Genomic DNA, 18,619 nt, shown 5'->3' with positions numbered 1-18,619 from the left:
CTACCGGACCCGCTCCCGGCCAGCAGCAGGAGTCACCCGGCAAAACGGGAAGGTCACCTGACCGGACACGCGCCCAGGTCTCCTCCGACGACAAGACGCCCCCGCCCCACCGGTCCGAAGACCGGTGGGGCGGGGGCGTGTGCCCGTGCGAGGGGAGTCTCACGGGCGTCCTGCCGGGGAGGCGGCAGGGGTCAGGTGTGCAACTCCGGGGTAAACCCGTCGTACTCCAGACGCGCTTGGATGAACCGGAACTCGCGGAGCTGCCCGGCGGTCTCCTCGAACTGGCGGGTCAGGAACGGCACCGCGTGCGGGTGGATCGTCCACGAGGTGCCCGTGAACCAGAAGAAGTGCTGGTGGACCTTGCGCGGGACGCCGGTCTGCCGCAGGACACCGGCCGCGCGCAGGGTCCGCGTGAGCAGCGGCACGGACACGACCAGGCCGTAGCGCTGCCGCATCAGGGTGGTGACCTCGTCCCAGGTGAGGGTGACCGGCTCGTCCAACGGGCGTTCGTAGCGGCCCGTCCGGCGGATCGTGGGCAGCACGTCCCGGTAGATCCAGTTCTGGAACCGCTCGACCTGGCCGCGAACAGCGTCGTCCTTGATGCGCCCCAACTGGCGTTGACCGAGAACCCGGTAGAAGCCGGGCTCCGACACGTGCCAGACGTTCTGCGGTCCGCCGGGGGTACCGTCCAGGCGGTACCCCTTCTCTTCGTCGGGGACGTTGGCCAGCATGTGGTTGGCGTGCCGGTGGCCGAGTGCGCGTGCGAGGCCCGGCGCGGCCACGGTGAACGAGTCGCCTTCCGGCAGGACCCGAAGTTCGAACTCTCCGTTGTTGAACAGCTGGATCGACATGGTTCTCCAGAGAGACGAGAGACAGGCGTGCCCGGCCAGCTGGTCTCTCAGCAACCGGCCGGGCACGACAAAGGCCCGCGACCGTCGTCGCGGGCCCGGCTTGAAGTTCGGGGTCAGCCGTTCGTGCGCTGATCCCCGAAGGTCGTGCCGGCGTAGGTCACGCGCGCGCCGGGAGCTGCGACCGGGGCGACCACGTTGGGCCGGACCAGGAGCCCGGTCAGGAGCAGTTCGACCAACACCATCGCGGTCGACTGCACCTCGGGTGCCCACGCCAGACCGAACGCCAAGGACAGGGCGATCGCGGCCTTGAATGCGCCGACCAACGCCGCCACCAGCTTCTCGCCGGCCAGCGCCCACGCGGTGACGACGCCGACGAAAGCGGCGGCGAACGCGTTGACGAGGCCCTGCTGGTCGACGGTCAACGGCAGGACGGTGGCGGAGATCAGTGCCACGGCGGCGGACACGAGGGAGAGCCAGTAGGCGGGCTCACGGCCGAAAATGCGCATGCGAGTACTCCGTGGGTTCAGGGTCAGGGGTGTCGGGCAGGGGTTACAGGTCGGTGGGTGCGGTGTCGCCGGGCAGCCACATGTGCCGGCGGTACTGGCGGGTGGCTACGTCGTCCCACGCGGTCGGGTTACCGGCGAACGCGTCGTCCAGCGCCCGGTAGGCGGACCAGACAGCGGCCTTCTCCGCCGCCCAGTAGCCGCCGATGCAGGCTGGCCAAGACTGGATCGCGTAGCCGAAGTAGCCATCCATCCGCCGCTCGACCTTGCCGATCGACGTGTTGGCGTTGGCGGCGAACTTGGCGGCGCACGCGTGGTCGATGTGGTCACCGGCCTGGAGCCCGTTCAGGTCGCCGATGCGCAGGAACGTCGGGTCGACGTACGCGATCAACTCGCGCAACATCACCGAAAACCCCGCCTTGGTGTAGGCCGGGCGACCGTCGATCGGATGGGCGACGTAGGTCGGGTCCTGCCACATCGCGTACAGGTCGCCGTTGTCGGGCCCGTTGGCCGCGTTGACGAACGTCCAGGCCAGCCGGACATGCGGCGCGGCGGTGAGCCTGTTGGTGGCCACGGTGCGTCCGGTCGGGAGGGTGAGCAGCTGGAAGTCCCAGGCGTTGGCGACCTTCGCCGCCCGCGCGTACGCGGCGCGCAACCCTTGGATCCGCCGGTCCGCGTAGTCCATGCCCGCCGGGCCCCGCGTGAGGTTCCCGGCGGTCAAGTAGACCACCCACGTCTCCTGCCCGGACTGGACGTCGGACAGGATGTCCGGGTTCATGAACAGCAGGTCGTCGTCCGGGTGGGCGACGAAGTTGACCGTCTTGTGGGTCACGACGGGGAGCCGGTGGCCGGGTCGCCGTCACGCTCCCGCCGGTCGGTCTCGTCCGCGATCGCCGACGCCAGCTTCTTGACGTCGACCGGAGCGCCGCCACCCAGGCCCGAGCCGATGCCGGACATCACCTCGGCCAACTGCGACGTCAACTCGACCAGCTTCGCCCCGTACTCGGCGTTGCTGAGAATGGTGTCGCTCTTGACGCGGAGGTCGGTGAACACTTCGTGCCGCAGACCCAGCACCGCGACCGTGCCGTTGCGGGCGTCCGCTCGGGCCGCGTCGACATCCGCCGAGGTGAACCCCCCGGTGATCAGACCCCCGTTGAGCAGGTACCGGTTGTCGTCCACCCACCGGTTGTTGTCGTGGTCGAACACGCCGACGAAGATCATGGCGTCGTCACTTCCTTCGGGGATCGGAGCGGCCTTGGATGCGGATGCCGTGTGCTGGCCCCAGTCGGGCCGCACCACGGCGTTGATGTCACAGCCGATTCCGCCCACGTTGACGGTCCCGGGGTACTGGTAGAGGTGCCTGCCCGCGAACAGCTTCACCGGTGTGCCGGACCACGCCCGGGTCTGCCAGTGCCACGCGGTCAGACCCTCGTTCGCGGCCATGGCGCACACGTCGTGCTCGCCGTACTCGCCGACCAAGTCGACGCTGCCCGCCTCGTCACGCGCGCCACGCAGGTAGTCGCGGCACGCCTGGAAGTCCGCCGCCGTCACCACGTCCCGGTCCACCGCCATGTAGATCGGCCGGTGCGTCGGGAAGCCGATCGCGTCGGCGTGGTTGCGCGCCTGCCGGTACTTCTGGCGGCCCCAGTCGTAGCCTCGGGTCCAGTCGTCGTCGAAGTGCTCGAACACCAGCGCCATGCCGAGGTCGTTGCGGAGGAAGTCGTCCAGTTCGGCTTTGCTGGTGTTCTTCGCGTAGCCGGGGAGTCCGATGTAGCGGACGGCTCCGATGTAACCGGCCCGCTTGATCGCCGCCGCGCCCGGTAGGCCGGCGGAGTAGTCGAGGACTTCGTCATCGTCGGCCATGTGTCACCTCACGCTGCTGTCGGGTCGGGGTAGAGCGGGGGCGGGTCCGGGATCTTGATGCGCTGCGCCCGCAACTGCGCGACGGCCTGCTCGTCCCACCGTTCGTGGGTGCGCAGCCGCACGTCCTGGGTCCGCTGGTTGCGCTCCAGTTCGGCGACCCGCGCGCGCAGCGTCCCGAGGTCTTGGCTGACGCCCTGGACCCACGCCGTGCTGGCGTCCTGGATGACCTTCGTCGCGTCGGCCTTGGTCTTGCGGGTTTCCGGTCGGACCTTCAGCAGCGACGCCAACGACGCCACGAGGCCGGTCACGCCCGCGAAGCCGCCGATCCATCCGGCGAGGACGTCGGGGCTCATGGCTCCCCCGCCCGGTCGACGGCTCTCAGGTCGGCGGTTATCCGGATCACCCGCCAACCCGACCCGCCCCACAGGGCGGCCATGAGCAACGCGAACGCCGTGGCACGCCACCCGGACACGCCGATCGCCCACGCCGAGTACGCGACCGCGAGCCCGGCCAGCCCGAGCAGACCGGCGCGCTCGATCTCCAGACCGAACAGGTCATCGCGTACACGGGTCCAGGCGACGCCGTAGAGGACGATCGCCGAGGCGACCATGAGCCCGGAGTAGAACAGGTAAGCGGCCCACACCGGGATGATGGTCACGCTGCTGCCGGTCACCGTGCCCAGACCGGGGATCGAGACGCCTCCCCAGATCAGGCAGACCGAGGCGAGGAACACTTCGAAGGGTTCGTCGCCGGTGCGGACCCACACGGGGTCTTGTCCATCGCGGATCACTATCACTGTCTCCGTACCCCCCGACAGGGCCGATGAGAGGAGGAATGGCGTGCGGAGTCAGCTCGCGCGGTAGCGGGTGAGCTTGAACCAACTGTCGGCGTAGAGCACGGTGTCCGACGCGGTGGCCACCAGTTGCGCCACCTGCGGAGTGACCGTGAGCAGTGCCCCGCCCGCCGCGCTGTCGGGAAGTCTGAGCCACCCGCCCAGTCGGGAGACCAGCCTCGTCCCGGTACCGGCGCCGTTGCCCGACACGCCGGTGAGCGGTCCGGTGCCGATGTTGTACGAGCCGACGATGCCGGTCGCCGCGGAGTCCAGCGAGCCGCCGTGCAGCCGGCCCACAGTGCCGGTGGGGACGTTGAGCGCGATCGCGATGTCCGCACCCGTCGCGGAGCTGTACTCCAGGAACCCGTCGATCGTGTAGAAGCCGCTACCGGACACCGGCAGGCGGAGCGAGGTGACGTCGGCGAACACGGCGGTGTTGTTGACGGTGGTGTCTCCGACGGAGAACGAGATCAGCTCGGAGTCGTCGATGTAGCGGCGGGCGTCCGAGACCTGCGATGCGCCGATCGCGGTGTCCAGGGCGGGTACGTCGACCACGGCGAGGCTGACCTCCCACACCAGCGAGGACTGCGTGGGGCTCTGCGCGACCGGCGATCCCGACGGGGTGCCGGGGAGCACGTCGTATTCGATGCGGTCGGCGCCGAAATCACAGCGCACGATCACGCGGTCCTTCCGTGCCAGGGTGGCGTGGGCGGCGGCGATCGGCAGGGTGATCTCCGCCGTGAGTTCGCCCCAGTGACCGCGGAGCCACACCTCGCCGGGCTTGACCTTGACCAACATCCCGGAGTTGTCCGCGTACACCTCGTTGGCATTGGCCACCCCTCGGATAACTCCGGAGCCCGGGGTGGACCTGCTCATCATGTAGGCCATGAACCGGCGCCACGTGGCTTCCATGGAGTTCGCTCCCGCGCCGGTGTCGAAGGGCGCGTAGGCGTGTGCCGCGACGGGCATGGTCACCTCCGTTCCAGTTTGGCGGTACGTGTCTCCAGCGACCGCAGGCGGCGGAACATGCCCAGGGCGTTGGAGGCGCTGGGCGTCCCGATCGACGGGGTGATCCGTGAAGAGTCCGGGGTGGACACGATGCGTACTTCGCGGATGAGGTCGGTGATGGTGTCGTCCACCACGGCCGCGACGCGGTCGCCCAGGGTGTAGTCGACGAGATAGGTCGAGCCGTCCAGGTCGATCGGGACGAACGACACGCTGGAGGATCCGGCCTTCTCCTGAAGTGCCTTGGCGATCTCCTGGTCGAGTTCGGTCGCGTCGGAGGTGTCGCGCCGGTCCACGAACGCCTCGATCCGCTCCGCCCAGGTGGCGATCGATGCGTTGTCGGCACCTTCGCGGATGGTCCGCGCGGTGCCTTCCCCGCCGCCGCCGACGTAGATGTAGTTCGCCTCGGGCGCGGTGATCTCGTACTCGTAGGACTCCATGTTCCCAAGATCGACGCTGAACTTGACGGTGGCGGACTTGTCGGTCGGCATCCACGGCGTGAACACCAGGCTGGTGCCGGACTGGACGACGTCGAACGCCAACCCGCCACCGGCCAGCGCGAGCCCCTCCAGGAACTCGCGGAGGTTCGTCCACCGGCCTCGACCGGTGACGCTGGTACCCACCAACGGGTCTGCGGCGAGAGTGAGCGTCCTGCGCCCGGACAGCGCCGCCGGTCCGCAGTTGACGTTGACGTAGGACAGCAGCACGGTCGATGCGGTGTTGGTGACCACGTTGTAGTCCGTGGTCGAGTAGGGCGGGGTTGCGGACGCGGGTTGGGGGTGGGTCATGCGCGCTTCGAGGCGGGACACGTCGTCCTTGCCGAAGATCGTCACCGTGTTCGTGCTGGCGTCGCGCTTGCGGCCCATCTTCTTGGCCCGGCCGGAGATCAGCGGCGCGCCGTCCTCGTCACGCACCACCTCGATGCCGAACCCGGGCTGGGTCAACATGAGGGCGGCCTCGCTCGCCACGTTCAGGTCCAGCGCCCAGTCCCCGGTCTTGTTCAGCCGCTTGACCGCGTCGAGCTTCTGGTAGTCCTCCAACAGCGCCACGCGCCTGTTGCCGGGGTCGCGGACGTGGATCGTCCACATGTCACACCCCCAGATAACGTTGCCGGTAGGCGAGGCTGACGCTGGACGCGGCAGTGGTGCCGCCCATCTCCACCGACACCGAGTTCGCCCCCGTGGCCAGAGACCAGAACGCCGACGCGGCGGACAGGTTCGGGTACCAGTTCGCGCCGCTGGAGTGCCTGACCGTCTTCGGCGTCGCCGACAGACCGCCCGGCCTGGTGTCGATCGTGACCGTGTCGCCCACCGCGAGCGTGCCGGTCGACAGCGTCAGCACCTTGCCCGTCGTGAAGTTCCTCAAGGAGATCGCACTGCCGGGCCCGACGATCGTCCACACCGGCCACGACTCGACATCGCCCGCGTTGGTCACGGTGACCGACGCGAAGATTTCGCTGCTGGACAGGCGGAGCGGGAAGAACGGGAAGAAGCTGCCCGGCGACGCGCCGACGGTCCACGGCCCGCCTATCGTGTCCGCCGGGTCCCGCCAGTACGGGTCGTGCGCCCGGAACACCACCGGCGCCCGCTGGGTGGTCGGGCCGCTGGTGTCACCCAGACTCTCGACCATCTCCAGACCGGCCTTGTAGGTGCACGGGATCTCCCGCTGGTCGCCCACCGGGGTGGTGCAGCGGACGATCCCCGGACCGCGCAACGGGTTCATCGCCCGGACCAACGCCCTCAGCGTGACGGCGAGAGCCGACGCGGACACCTCGTCCACCCACAGCGGGAGCACGAAGTCACGCGGCCCGTGCCGGACCTGACGGAGACGGGTGCCCGGCTGTCCGGGCACACCGTCCTCCTCCATCTCGACCGGCGGAGCGTGCCGGCCGTTGGCGTTCCACTCGACAGGGAGCGCCGTCTCCGTGCCGTCAGGGTCGATCCACACGACGATCTCGGACACCGGTCACCCCCCGAGCATCTCCATGCGAGCGAACTCGTCCTGAAGGGACAAGTCGCTGCGGTTGCTGACGACGGTGAGGTGATAGTGCTTCTCCACCGTCGTGGTGCCGGGCATGGCCATCGCCTTACCCGAGGTGCGATCCGCCTTGCTGAGGGCGGCCGAGTCGCTGGCGTTGTGGATGTAGCCGTCGGAGGTGGCGGTGAAGATCTCCGGCCCCTCCTCGCCCACCCAGTAGGTCTGTCCCTTCAGGACCGGGCCGCCAGATGCGCGGGCCACGAGGCCCACGGACCTGCCAGCCGCGTCGAGGGCCTGTACGTCGCCGGTCGCCTGGACGCGGATCCGGACCACGCGGCCGTCGTTGGTGGAGATGACCCGGTTGATCTCGCCCTGGGCGTTCGTCGTGTCGGCGTAGATGATGATGTGCCCGTCGGGCAGGGTCTCGACCTTGCCGCGCAGCGCGTCCACTGCTGCCATCCGGTCGCCGATGTTCGGCGTAAAGAACAGCGTCGTGACATCCTTCGGCAGCAGGCCGTACTTGTTCGCCAGGGCCTCGGCCGCCTCGCGGGTGTAGCCCATGTCGGTGCGCTGCTTGATGAAGGACTCTCGGACGTTGTTGACGAACCCCTCGACTTCTTGCTGGGTCGCCCCGTTGCGTGCCATCGCGTCCGCCGCGGCCAGCGTGTCGTCGCGCAGCGTCACCATCGTGTCCTGGAGCCGTGACCCAGCCTCGGTCGAGGTGTTCACCGACCCGTCAGCGTTGACCAGCGCGTCGCCGAACTGTCCCGCCGCTCCCGACGCGTTCTTGTACTGGTCGGCCAAGGCGCGCATCGTGTCGTTGACGCCTTGGACCGCTTCCTCGTAGTCCGCCTTGCGCCCGGTGAGCTTGTCCATGATGGTCTGCAACGCGGAGAGTCTCGCGTTGGCGTCGCCGACGTTGTCCTGCAACGTCTTGTACGCCGTTGCCAGCCTCGTCGTCGCGGCCTCCGCCGACAGGTGCGCGAGCGTCTGCTCTCCGGATGCCCTGGCCGATTCACCGATCGCCGCGGCGAGATCCTTGGCGTCCTGGACCGCTTTCGCGTTCGTGCCGGACTCGTCCTCCAGCAGGGCCAAGATCTCTTTGGCGGCGTTGGCCTTGGCGAACATCTGGTCGACGAGCTTCTGCGTGTCGGCGGCGTTCTGCTGCAACGGCACACCCTGGGCGTCGAGACGCTCCTCGTAGTCCTTCAGGTAGCCTCGCAGGTCGGCGACGGCCTTGCCCTGCCCCAGGTAAGCGTCGGTGAGGTCGGACAGATCGACGCCGATTCGCTTCGCCTTATCGATCGCGCCGGTCTCCTGGAGGTTCTTCGCCGCCACGGACCGGACATTGTCGTCGATCGCCCCCTTGCTGCTACGCAGCGCGGAGGCGAGATCCTGCGTGCGCCGCGCGGCATCTCCCTGCTTGACCCCGAACGCGGCGATCGCGGTCGTGGCGATACCCACGGCGATCCCGAACGGGCCTCCCACGAAACTCGTGAGGAGACCGAGCTTGCCCCGGATCGACCCCGCCTCGTCACCTGCGGACCGCACATCGCGCACGAACCCCTGGACTCCGGCTGCGACCCCGGAGAACACTCCGCTGATCCCGCTCAGGAGGCGGAACGCGGCAGCGACCGACACCAGGACGCCGATGAGGGTGCCGAACTCCTCCGCGATCGGTTCGACGGCGGCGAGGACCCCGCTGAGCACGTTCAGCGCGGCAGTGGCCGCGGTGAACAGCACCGGGAACCCGCCGGCGGACAGTTGTGAGATCACGCGGAACAGCTGGTCGAGGACTTGGCGGAGCCGTTCGACGCTCGGTGCCCCGTTGTTGGAGAGGTCGGCGAGCACCTTGCCCGCAAACCCCAGTGCCCCTTGGATGATGTTGCCGAGACTGCCGAGGACACGCTCGGCGCCCTGTGCCCCGCCGGAGACGTTGACAAAAAAATCTTTCACGCCGTGACCGGTGTCGATGAGCAGGCTCTCCAAGCCACGGAACACCGGCTGGCTGCTGCGGACCGCGGTAAGCAGGCCCGGCATCGAAGCTCGAACGAACCCGTCGACCCCGCGCGTCAGGGACTCGATCGCGGGAATGCTGGCGACGAACGCCTCCTGCATCGGCGCACGCAGGGAGCGGGATGTGCGGGTGAGGTCGAGGATCGCCTGCTGCAACGGGCCCTGGAGCGGTGCCGCCGCGGTGTGGGCGTCCTCGCTCACTTCCTGGAGCATCGACGTCCACGCGCCGCCGACCCGTTCCGAGGAGCCGACCAGGGCGATGCCCGCCCCGATGAACCCCGCCGTGACCAGGCCCAGCGAGCCCGCCACCGCGACACCTGCGGCGGCGCTGCCGCCGACCATGCCGGCGAGCGCGAGCTGCGAGCCTTTCCCGAACGAGTCGAGTCGCTTGTCCAGGCGCGCGACGGAGTCCCCGACCGAGTCGAGGGTCTTGCTGGCGTTGACGTCCCGACCGAAGATGTTGAAGGTCAAGTCTTTGGACGTCAACGCGAACACCTACTTCCGCTGTGCCCGGACACCGTCCACGTAGGCCCGGCCGAGTCGGTAGTCGGCGAGGTCGAGCAGGTCCATCTCGTACGGCTTGGTATTCAGGGCCGTCCAGAACCAGATTCGGTACTCGGCGACTTCCGGCGCGAGGAACCCGTCTTTCGCGCCGATCCGCTCGACGGCTTCGCGGCGGGCGGCGCGACCGGAGGGTCCGCAGGTTCCGCCTCAGGTTCGTCGTCCCAGACGATCTGGATGTCCGAGACATCCACCTCGGCCAGCTTGGCGAACGGGATGATGTGGTTGTTGCGCTGCATGGCCAGCCACAGGAACGCTCCGAGACCGAGAGCACCCCGCGTGTTGGAGGGGCTGTTGTAGCCGTTGAAATCGGCGGCGATCTCGTTGACCTTCGCCCCGGTCGCCTTCTCCAGTGCGATGGCCTCGATCACGCTGAGTCTGTCCGGGTCCCAGGGGAACTCGCCGATCCCCTCCACGATGAACTTCGCCACTCGGATTCCCCTCGCTACACGATGTGTTCCAGGTAGTCGCCCACGGTCTTGAGGGCGTTGTCGCGCGCCTGCGGGCCTTTCGCCTCGGCCGCGTCGTCGAACCAGGCGGGCGGCGCGGTCTGCGTGACCCACGGGTCGCGGCCGAACGTCGGGTGCCGCCAGCGGCCGGTGTTCAGATAGCGCGGCAGCTTGCGCTGGTCGGCGGGCATCTTGGCCTGCTGCGCCCGCAGTCGCATCGACGCGGACCGAGCCGAGGACGACACCGTGACGTTGGTCGCGCGGGCGACGGTGGCCCGCAGGCCGGATCCCCTGTGCGCCTTGAGCTTCAGCCGCTCAGAGGGTGCCTTCCTTCGGCCGAGCGCCTTGGCGGCGCGTGCGGCTCTGGCCGACGCGCCGCCGCGCCCGCCGGTGACGGCCAGCCCGCGTACGCGCTGTTGTGCGTCCTCGACCAGCGGCCGGGCCCCTTCGCGGAGCCCTTTGGCCATCTCCCGGGCGATTCCGCCCTTGCCCGCTTCACGCAGCGCCTTCGAGACGCGTTTCAACTCGTCGGTCCCGGCGATCTGGATCGTCTTGCCGGCCACCGTGACCTCCCTTGCTACGGGGTGGTGTCGGTGGTCTGGTACTCGACCTTGATGGAGTTGGTGCCGTCGTCGACGACCTTCCACGGCAGGTTCTGCGCGACGATCTCCGGACCGCCGACGTTCGGGGTCTCGCCGTCGAAACGGACGTTCATCGTGACCTTGACCTCGTACTTGTAGGTCGAGGCGATGGTTGCGCCCTGGAACAGCAGGACCACGGCGGCCTCGGTGCCGTTGACGAACCGGTTGTAGGCGGTGAGGTCTTCGAACTCGGCCTCGAACGAGCCGCTGTAGTCGCGAAGCGCGTTCTCCACGGGGGTCTTGCGCAGCGCCGAACCGAGGAAGTACCGGTCCTCCGCCAAGCCGTTGTTCCCGGTGACGGTGGCGCTCTTGATGTTCGCGGGGCTCCCGCCGATGGAGACCGAGCCGTGGATGAACGTCATCATCGACGACCCGGCGGGGTAACTGATCGACGCAAGGGCGGTGGCGGTGTCCTCGTCCTCGCCGAGGACCGACAACTTGAGCGAGGCGATGTCGCCGACAGCGCAGGCGAGTTCCCAGCTGCTGACGCGGCACCCGTGGTAGGTGAACGGCCTGACGGTGCCGCCGACGTCCGGCCGTCCGACCTGGATCGTCTGACCCACCGGGAGATCCCCGGGCGTGAAGGTGTGCAGGTACACCGTCGGTGCCGAGCCGGAGTTCGGCTGAGAGGTGACCACGCCGCCGAACATGTGCTTCCACCAACGGCCCTGGGACTTGTTGAGCAGGTCCAGGGTGATGTCGCCGGTGACGTTGCGCTTCCCGCTCGCCCACCTGTCGGACCGCGGCACCCGCGTGCCGGACCGGAGAGCGGTGGACTCCAGACGCTCGATCTCCAGCTTCAACGATTCGTCGCGGACCTCGAAGCCGCGGTCGGGCGTGACAGGCGTGCCGTAGGTGGATTCCTCGGCGGTCATCAACTGGGCGCTCAGGCCCGATGGGATCGCCATGGATCAGCCCTCCTTCTTCTCGTTGGCGGGCTTCGTCTTCGGCTTGTCCTCGTCCCAGCAGGACTGCTCGACGAGGGAAGCGCCAAGTTCGTCGGGGACGTCGACCGTGTCGCCGCGCTTCACCACGGCTCCGGTCTGGGGCAGCTCGACCGCGTCGATCGGGCCGGTGTAGGTGACACGCACGGTGACTCCTGGGTCAGCGGATGCGGGACTTGATCTGGATGTCGAGGGTGTAGACGCCGATCGCGCCGTCGTCGTCGGAGTCCGAGTCGAGGTCGATCGCGGAGACGCCGACGTAGATGATCTGGGCGGTCGGTCCGAGTTGGGCGGCGATGTCGAGGGTCGGGTCCGAGGCGATGAGGTCTTCGGCTTCCCTGCCGAGTTCGACGCAGCGCTCCTCGACCTCGTGGGGTTCCGCGCCCGGCTTGTTGACCACGACGTGCAGACGGAAGGTCAGTTCCTCGTCGCGTGGCCAGTTGCCGGTGGCGCGCATCAACGAGTAATCCTGGGTGCCTTCCACGCGACCGGCGTGGATGAGTTCGCGCTGCGGGTCGTCACCGGGGTAGTGGTAGGAGACCTGGACGCCGGTGCCAGCGAAGCGCTCGGCGAGTCGGTCGATCAGTGCGCGCTTGACCGCGACCGCGACGGTGCTGGCCATCAGCGTCGACCTCCGTGGAAGATCGAGTGGTACTGGGGGTCGAAGTCGAGCCGGCGGGACGCGGGCTGGCCGACGCCTCCGTCGGTGTCCTCGCCGGCGCGCAGCGAGTAGCGGCTGTAGATGCCGTCCACGTAGGGGATGCCGGTGCGGTAGGCGGCCGGGAGGCTGAGCCGGTAGGAGGTTCCGTCACCGGTGGTGTAGGACAGCGCGCGGTCGGGGATGCTGCTCTTGTTGACGTTGAGGGTCGACTTGAGTCGCACCAGGGCGGCGCGTCGCAGGTCCGCGGGCGGGGAGTCGAGGCCGTGCTCGTATTCGACGATCACGTTGCCGCGCCCTTCGGTCCAGAGGCGACCGTCGACCCGCTCCAGGGTCCGGTCCGAATTGGCCACGAGTGCCGCCAGCTCGGGCCCGGTGAGCGGCACGAACGTGCCGTCGGCCCGGGACGCCATCGACACGGACCTGATCGCCCGCAGGTCGTTGACGCCCGGCAGGACGAGCCCTGTCGTGCCGGTACCGTCGAGGACCGCTCGGCCGTAGCGTGGGACGAAGCTCCGGTCGCAGATTTCCTCGCACTCCACCTCGACCTCGGTCCTGGCGGTCGCGAGGTCGGCGGTCGGGTATTTGCCGGGGTCGCCCAGGGAGGTGTCCGAGTTGCGTCCCTCCTGAAGGGTGAAGAAGAACCCGCCGACGATCTCCACCGTGTCGGATTCCGTCACCGCCGTGCCAGCGATCGTCGCCGACCAGGAGACGGCGAGCAGGTTCAGTGCGGCCTGGCCGGGCAGGGGGAAGGTGTACCGGCCCTGCCCGGCCGAGGTTGCGTTGCCGGAGGCGACACTCGTGCCGCCAGCCGACGTGGCCGCGACGGTCACGGTGGTCGTGGAATCGGTGCCGATCTCGTCCACGGTGAAGGTGTGGGCGAGGGTGGCTGCGGCCGTTCTCGCGACTCGGGTGAGCGGCACGGGTCACCTCCTGTCAACCGACGCGGACGCTGCCGACGATCGCTCCGGTGGACACGAGGTGGACGCCGTTGACGCACCGCAGGCCGCCGGTGACGTTGTCCAGGGCCGAGGCGTTGGCCGCGAGTTGGAACGAGGCGACGACCGTGCCGGACGCCGAGGTGTTGTCGTAGACGGTCACCGTGTTCGTCGATCCGCTCGTGTCCCGGATGGACAGTCCCCGGTAGGTGCAGGCGGTGGAGTAGACGGTGCCGGTGCCGGTGACATTGACCGGCGTCGCCGGGGCCGTCATCAGCGCGCCTGGACGTGGACCTGCACGGTGCCGTCGGGCATGGCCAAACCGGTGCCGGTGACGAGCTTCTCCACGGTCAGCACGTCGCCTGCGGCGATGTTGAGGTCCGTCGCCGTGCCGGACAGGGTGGCGTTCTCGGAGACGAACGCCGTCGAGTTCGTTGCCGAGTAGGCGCGCTGCGCGGGCAGGGCGGTGCCGGAGCCCGCCGCGCCGCGGTTGCGCAGGGTGAGGGTGAAGTAGTTGCTGCCGTTGGCCGTAACGGCTGCGGTGGGCACCCACTTGACGGCGACGACCTTGCAGTTGAACGGAGCCACGAAAGCGGTGAACTCGTCGGCGGTGCCAGCGGTGCCCTGGCCGGCGATCGCGACGACGAAGATCCGGTCGCCGCGCAGCTCCTTGTCCTGGATTGACACTGAGAACTCCTGCGAGTGGGAAGGGAGCGCCCCCGGTCGACCCGGGGGCGCGACGGCCGATCAGCTGTTGCCGCGGTAGAAGCCCCGGTAGTCCAGGACCGCGCCGGAGTAGATGTGGCGCACCTTGTAGGTGACCTTGTCGGCGTTGAACGTGCTGCCGGTGTTCGGGTCGGACTGGGTGAACAGCTCCGGCAGCTCCTGGCCGCGGTAGAAGCCCAGTTCGAACGTCGGGCACATCGCCGGGTCGGCGACGAGGATCCACTTCGTGGTCGACGCCCAGTAGTCCACGACGATCGGCTCCAGGCCGGCGTGGATGTTCGGGGTGTCCGACGGGCCGGCCGGAGTGGCGGGGATCGCCACGGCGCTGGTGGAGAGCTGGAAGGCCAACTCCTCCAGGTCGTTGACCACGACGAGCTTCTTCGGCACCAGCGACAGGATGTTGCTGCTGTCGCCGTAGGCAGCCTGGGAGCGCATCGCCGCGCGCGCCGCGGACAGCGCCGACTGCGACAGCGTGGCGGACGCGGTGTTGCCGTGCGTGGCGTGGAACAGCGTCACGCCGTCGTAGATGGCCGGGTTGTCGTTGAGGGTGTCCCACACGAACCGGAACAGCGTCTGCGCTGCCGCCAGGCCCAGCTTGGCCGGGATCTGCTGGATGGCGCGGACGTCGTCGTTGGCGATCATCTCCATCGTGACGTCCTCCGTGCCGCCCTTCTTGGCCAGCGCGTAGGTGACTTCCTCGTCGTCCGGAGTGGTGAGGGGCTGGTAGACGCCGCCCTGGTTCACCGTCGGCAGCAGGCCGTACCCGCCGACGCGGGCGACCCGCTGGGTGCGGAAGTCGTTGACCGGCACGACACTGGACACGATCGACCGCCACGTCTGGAGTGACGGCTGGCTGTAGAGCGCCACCATGCGCCGCGTGATCGAGTCGCCCAGCGCCTGCGCCCAGGTGGTGGTGTCGGCGGACTCCGCGGCCCGCATGGCGGAGTCGTAGGCCACGATGGACTCCCGCACGATGGTGCGGTTGAGGTCTTCGCCCAGCGACTTCGGCGTGTGGCCGGTGTAGTCGATGTACGCCTCGCGGAACGACCGGTAGCCGTTGGCGTAGTCGCCGGCGAAGAACGCGTCCAGCGCCGAGAGCTTCTTCTCTCGCGTCTCCTGGGTCACCGTCGTGGAGGCGACCCGGGGGGTGAGGTCGGAACGCTCCAGGCTGGCGATCACCGACTTGAACACGGCGATCTGCGCGTCCACGTCGGCCTCGCCGATACGATCGGGGAGCGACGCGGTGATGGACTCCACCGCGGAGGACGGCAGCTCGGCGTCCTGCACCTTCTGCTTGATCATCAGCCGGCCGAGGAACGAGTCCTTCGGCTGGCCGGCCTCCGTGGTCTTCTCCGGCTGGACGGTCTCCGCCACGGGCTCGGGCGTGGAACTCGGCGTGCCTGCCCTCACAAGGCCGACCACGGCGAGTTCCTCGTCCGTGGCCTCCTTGAACGCGGCGAGCACGTCTTCGCGCTTGACAGGCACGTCAGACTCCTCTGTGCTCTCACCCTCGGACACCCTGTCCTCGGGGGTTTCGATGCCTCCCGCCACCACGCGGGTGGCCTTGCCGCCGGCGGCGGGGTGGGAGACGACGTCTGCGGAGTTCACCGAGGTGATCTCGGTGGCCTCCTGGATCTGCCGGCCGTTCTCCTGGACCGGCCTGAACTTCGCGTACACGTCGTGGCTGATGCCGACCAGCGGGCTGTCCCCGCCCTGCTCGACCGCAGCGTCCAGCGCTTCGGCGGCGTGTACCGCGGACGGCAGGAGGTGCAGGTCGGCTTCGATGCCGGACGTTCCGGCGGCCGAGTTGCGGTAGTAGCCGACGAGACCGCCGATGGTGCCCGTCCGCATCTCCTCCTCGGTGCGGTGGTGGTCGTACGCCTTCGCGCCCTCGTAGAGCGGGGCGGCGGCGCGCATCACCGCCTCGGGGTAGCGGCGGGCGTTCTTGGAGTCGCCGTAGGCGATGATCTGGACCCGGAAGACCCGGTTGCCCTGCGCGTCCGTCCCCTTCGCCTCGATGACCCGCGCACCAGGCGCCTCGACCGCCGCGCGCACCTCCGTGGCGCCGGTCTCCGCCGGAGGGGCGTCCGAGGCGGCGGGCGCGTAGGTGCGCTCGACCTCGATCTCCTCGCCCAGCTCGACCGTGTCTCCGGACAATGTCCAGGTGCACTGGTAGAGCCGGTCCCCCTCGGCCATGTAGACGACGTCGGAGTCGGAAATGTCGACGATGTACACCCAGCAGTAGGCGTCCACATCGGACTGCGGCCGGTTACGGACCGCCTTGCGGACCAGTTCGCGCAGGTCGTCGAACGACCTCTGACCGTTGATGCGGGCCTCGGTGACCGAGTTCTCGGACACGGCGATGTCCAGGCGCTTCATCGCCGCCTTCACCCGGGCCTTGACCTTCTTCCAGTCGGCCGGGCTGTAGTTGGTGGCGTTGCGGGCCTGGTTGATCCAGTCCCACGCCTTGCGCACCTGCGCTTCGGTCTTCAGCGGCAGGCGGGGCTTCTCGTCTCCCTGGAGGCCGGGATCCGCGTACTCGACACCCAGGGGTACCGTCGCCTCCGCCGTGGTCTCGGTGACGCGCAACGCGTCTCCCTTCTCGCACACGTGCCCGCACGTGGGACAGCGTTCCGATGGCACGGCGCGGAACCCGTTCCCGGCGCGGCGCTGGTTGCAGACGCCGCACGTGGGGTCGTCGCACAGTTCGTCGGGATGGGTGCCGGTCACGACGACGCCACCCGCTTGAGGTTCGTCAGGAGGACGGTGCGGGGCTTGTCCCGCTTCTCCTCGGCCTCAATCGCGCGCGCCGCACGGTCCGGGTCTCCATCCACCCAGGACAGCACTTGATCGGCGGTGCCGTCGGGCACGACGTCCTCCCCCTCGTCCCCCGGGTCGGAGTCGTCGACCGTGGGCTCGGCCGGTACGAGGACCGGCTCTGGGCCGCGTTCCCCTACCCAGTAGACCGGCTCTTCGGTGAAGAAGCCGCCGCGCGCCAGCAGGTCGTCGGGCAGTCGCCGAAACGCGCGGTTCTGCGGGCATTCGTTGACCGCGAAGATCCCGTCCGGGGTCCACAGCCTCGCCACGTTCCCGGTCAGCACGACCGAGACACTGTCGTCGTTGACGAGGTAGTGGTGCACCTCCGCGTCGGCGACGTTGAACAGGCGCGCGACATCGCCGCGTTCCATGAGACCTCCAAGGTCAGGAGTTCTTGACCGACCGCAGGTGCTTGCTCGCCGCGTCGTCCACGGCGGTGGCCACGTCGTCCGGGTTCGCGTCGGGCTTGCCGAGGTCGGCCGAGTACGGGATGCCCATGTAGTCCTCCCAGCCCTTGCGGGCCGCGACCGCCGCCGCGGCGGGAGTCATCGCGCCGATCGACACCAACTTCTCCAGGCCGGTGCTGAGGTTGAGCAGCACCTGCGCGGTGATCTGCGCGTCCGCCGCAGCCACTTCGGGGCCGGTCACGGTGACCGCCTGAGCCGCGCGGATCGTGTACTTCTCGCCGGTCTTCGGGTCCGTCGCCTCGACCGTCGGCTTGAGCCTGCTGGCCGCCACAGCCTGGTCGACCGCGTAGCGGGTCAACTCGGCGTTGTACGACAGCCACGTCTTCTGCACGCCCTGCACCCGGCGGCGAACCGGCTCGGCCATCGTCAACGAGGTGGCCCGGTTGGCGTCCTCCGGCTCTGCCAACCAGGTCTTGGCCAGACCGCTACCGCCTGCCACGAGGGTGAGCACCGACTTCGCGGCGGCCGAGTCCTCGTAGGCACCTGTCTGGACGTTCTTCGCCTCCCACGTAACGCTCTCGTTGTGGACCTCGATGGTCCCCGAGCGTGGAACGTGCTGCCCGCCGCGTGCCTGGACGAACGCGTCTACTTCCTTCTGGCCGCCCGCGACCGTGACATCCCAGACGAGGTAGCGCATCAGCGCGGTCCGATCGATCAGGTTGGACAGCACCGTGTCGTAGGAGTCGAGCCAGTCCAGCACGGGCGACAGGAAGGGCATCGACCGCTTGTCGGTGACCAGCGTCTTGTTCGGCGTCCAGAACATGACCTCGCCGGAGCGCAGGCCGGTGCCGTCGTCCACCGCCACGACCCTCTTGGTCGACCGGCCCGAGTCCGACTGGAACACGATCTCGTCCGGCCACAACGGATTGCCCCTGAACAGGGTCACATCCTGGATGATCGTCGGGTCGATCGGGGAGAACCGGGTGACCCCGGATCCCCTGCCGGTCATCAGCTCCAGGAGCGTCTCGCCGTTGAGCATCTGGTCCCGCAGCAGCAACTCCTGGATGCCCGCCAGGTTGTTGCGGGGGTCGGTCCAGAACTCGTCGACCACCGCGCGGACGTCCGGGTTGTTCACCGTGTACGAGACCCCGGAATCGCCGACGCAGAACGACGTGTAGGTGTCGATGATCGCGCGCGCCATCGGGTTGATCCGGTAGGCCGCCACGCTGTGGATCCGCGCCTTCTCCTGCGTCCACGGTGGCACCTGCCGACCGGCCGAACCCGCCGGACGCCAGCCGGGTTCGCCGGGGTCAACCGGGTCGCCGCCCCACGCGCCTCCCGCCGCGCCACTGGCCACGATCTGCGCGGGCGACGCCTCCGTCGCCCTCCGGGCGGGGACGAGCCACGATCGCATGGGTCACCCCCCGTCGG

The 18,619-nt window shown here is 68.9% G+C and carries 21 protein-coding genes; all 21 read right to left on the bottom strand.

The features are described 5' to 3' along the window. Window positions 1-191: 191 nt before the first annotated feature. Window positions 192-851 (bottom strand): BRO-N domain-containing protein, encoded by a 660-nt coding sequence (locus AC0HI0_RS41905; RefSeq protein ID WP_480929015.1) that lies wholly within the window; start codon window positions 849-851, stop codon window positions 192-194. A gap of 113 nt (window positions 852-964) precedes the next feature. Then, a complete protein-coding gene (locus AC0HI0_RS41900) occupies window positions 965-1,357 on the bottom strand; it encodes a hypothetical protein (protein WP_480929014.1) in 393 nt (130 codons plus the stop codon). Window positions 1,358-1,400: 43 nt separating this feature from the next. Next, window positions 1,401-2,186, bottom strand: coding sequence for a PIG-L family deacetylase (locus AC0HI0_RS41895; RefSeq protein ID WP_480929013.1), 786 nt, complete (start codon window positions 2,184-2,186; stop codon window positions 1,401-1,403). Further along, window positions 2,183-3,217 carry a glycoside hydrolase domain-containing protein gene (locus tag AC0HI0_RS41890; RefSeq protein ID WP_480929012.1) on the bottom strand — a complete coding sequence of 345 codons (1,035 nt, stop codon included), beginning with the start codon at window positions 3,215-3,217 and terminating at the stop codon, window positions 2,183-2,185. The genes AC0HI0_RS41895 and AC0HI0_RS41890 overlap by 4 nt, the downstream gene beginning before the upstream one ends. Before the next feature lie 8 nt (window positions 3,218-3,225). Further along, window positions 3,226-3,570 (bottom strand): hypothetical protein, encoded by a 345-nt coding sequence (locus tag AC0HI0_RS41885; RefSeq protein WP_480929011.1) that lies wholly within the window; start codon window positions 3,568-3,570, stop codon window positions 3,226-3,228. After that, window positions 3,567-3,983, bottom strand: a complete 417-nt coding sequence (locus AC0HI0_RS41880; RefSeq protein ID WP_480929010.1) for a hypothetical protein — start codon at window positions 3,981-3,983, stop codon at window positions 3,567-3,569. The genes AC0HI0_RS41885 and AC0HI0_RS41880 overlap by 4 nt, the downstream gene beginning before the upstream one ends. A gap of 81 nt (window positions 3,984-4,064) precedes the next feature. Then, window positions 4,065-5,018, bottom strand: coding sequence for a hypothetical protein (locus AC0HI0_RS41875; protein ID WP_480929009.1), 954 nt, complete (start codon window positions 5,016-5,018; stop codon window positions 4,065-4,067). A 2-nt stretch (window positions 5,019-5,020) separates the two neighbouring features. Then, window positions 5,021-6,142, bottom strand: a complete 1,122-nt coding sequence (locus tag AC0HI0_RS41870; RefSeq protein ID WP_480929008.1) for a Gp37-like protein — start codon at window positions 6,140-6,142, stop codon at window positions 5,021-5,023. 1 nt (window position 6,143) lies between these two features. Next, window positions 6,144-7,016: a phage distal tail protein gene (locus AC0HI0_RS41865; protein ID WP_480929007.1), complete on the bottom strand. Its 873-nt coding sequence runs from the start codon at window positions 7,014-7,016 to the stop codon at window positions 6,144-6,146. Window positions 7,017-7,019: 3 nt separating this feature from the next. After that, window positions 7,020-9,533, bottom strand: coding sequence for a hypothetical protein (locus AC0HI0_RS41860; RefSeq protein WP_480929006.1), 2,514 nt, complete (start codon window positions 9,531-9,533; stop codon window positions 7,020-7,022). A 101-nt stretch (window positions 9,534-9,634) separates the two neighbouring features. Next, on the bottom strand, window positions 9,635-10,039 hold the full coding sequence (locus AC0HI0_RS41855) for a hypothetical protein (RefSeq protein ID WP_480929005.1): 405 nt from the start codon (window positions 10,037-10,039) through the stop codon (window positions 9,635-9,637). Window positions 10,040-10,053: 14 nt separating this feature from the next. Further along, on the bottom strand, window positions 10,054-10,620 hold the full coding sequence (locus AC0HI0_RS41850; RefSeq protein ID WP_480929004.1) for a hypothetical protein: 567 nt from the start codon (window positions 10,618-10,620) through the stop codon (window positions 10,054-10,056). A 14-nt stretch (window positions 10,621-10,634) separates the two neighbouring features. After that, window positions 10,635-11,606 carry a phage tail tube protein gene (locus AC0HI0_RS41845; RefSeq protein ID WP_480929003.1) on the bottom strand — a complete coding sequence of 324 codons (972 nt, stop codon included), beginning with the start codon at window positions 11,604-11,606 and terminating at the stop codon, window positions 10,635-10,637. A gap of 3 nt (window positions 11,607-11,609) precedes the next feature. Continuing rightward, entirely contained in the window at window positions 11,610-11,789 is a 180-nt protein-coding gene (locus tag AC0HI0_RS41840) for a DUF7302 family protein (protein WP_480929002.1), read from the bottom strand. Window positions 11,790-11,802: 13 nt separating this feature from the next. Beyond that, a complete protein-coding gene (locus tag AC0HI0_RS41835) occupies window positions 11,803-12,264 on the bottom strand; it encodes a hypothetical protein (protein ID WP_480929001.1) in 462 nt (153 codons plus the stop codon). Continuing rightward, window positions 12,264-13,223 carry a hypothetical protein gene (locus AC0HI0_RS41830; RefSeq protein ID WP_480929000.1) on the bottom strand — a complete coding sequence of 320 codons (960 nt, stop codon included), beginning with the start codon at window positions 13,221-13,223 and terminating at the stop codon, window positions 12,264-12,266. Before AC0HI0_RS41830 ends, AC0HI0_RS41835 begins: the two co-directional genes overlap by 1 nt. Window positions 13,224-13,236: 13 nt before the next feature. Further along, window positions 13,237-13,512 (bottom strand): hypothetical protein, encoded by a 276-nt coding sequence (locus tag AC0HI0_RS41825; protein WP_480928999.1) that lies wholly within the window; start codon window positions 13,510-13,512, stop codon window positions 13,237-13,239. Next, on the bottom strand, window positions 13,512-13,925 hold the full coding sequence (locus tag AC0HI0_RS41820; RefSeq protein WP_480928998.1) for a hypothetical protein: 414 nt from the start codon (window positions 13,923-13,925) through the stop codon (window positions 13,512-13,514). Before AC0HI0_RS41820 ends, AC0HI0_RS41825 begins: the two co-directional genes overlap by 1 nt. Window positions 13,926-13,985: 60 nt before the next feature. Continuing rightward, window positions 13,986-16,553: a phage major capsid protein gene (locus AC0HI0_RS41815; RefSeq protein ID WP_480928997.1), complete on the bottom strand. Its 2,568-nt coding sequence runs from the start codon at window positions 16,551-16,553 to the stop codon at window positions 13,986-13,988. Window positions 16,554-16,690: 137 nt separating this feature from the next. Beyond that, window positions 16,691-17,152 carry a hypothetical protein gene (locus AC0HI0_RS41810; RefSeq protein ID WP_480928996.1) on the bottom strand — a complete coding sequence of 154 codons (462 nt, stop codon included), beginning with the start codon at window positions 17,150-17,152 and terminating at the stop codon, window positions 16,691-16,693. Window positions 17,153-17,165: 13 nt separating this feature from the next. Beyond that, window positions 17,166-18,602 carry a hypothetical protein gene (locus AC0HI0_RS41805; protein WP_480928995.1) on the bottom strand — a complete coding sequence of 479 codons (1,437 nt, stop codon included), beginning with the start codon at window positions 18,600-18,602 and terminating at the stop codon, window positions 17,166-17,168. Window positions 18,603-18,619 lie beyond the last annotated feature (17 nt).

It is taken from the genome of Saccharothrix sp. NBAS 001, from assembly GCF_056640475.1.
Note: the sequence above shows the minus strand (reverse complement) of the source record. Positions and strands in the feature narration are given on the sequence as shown.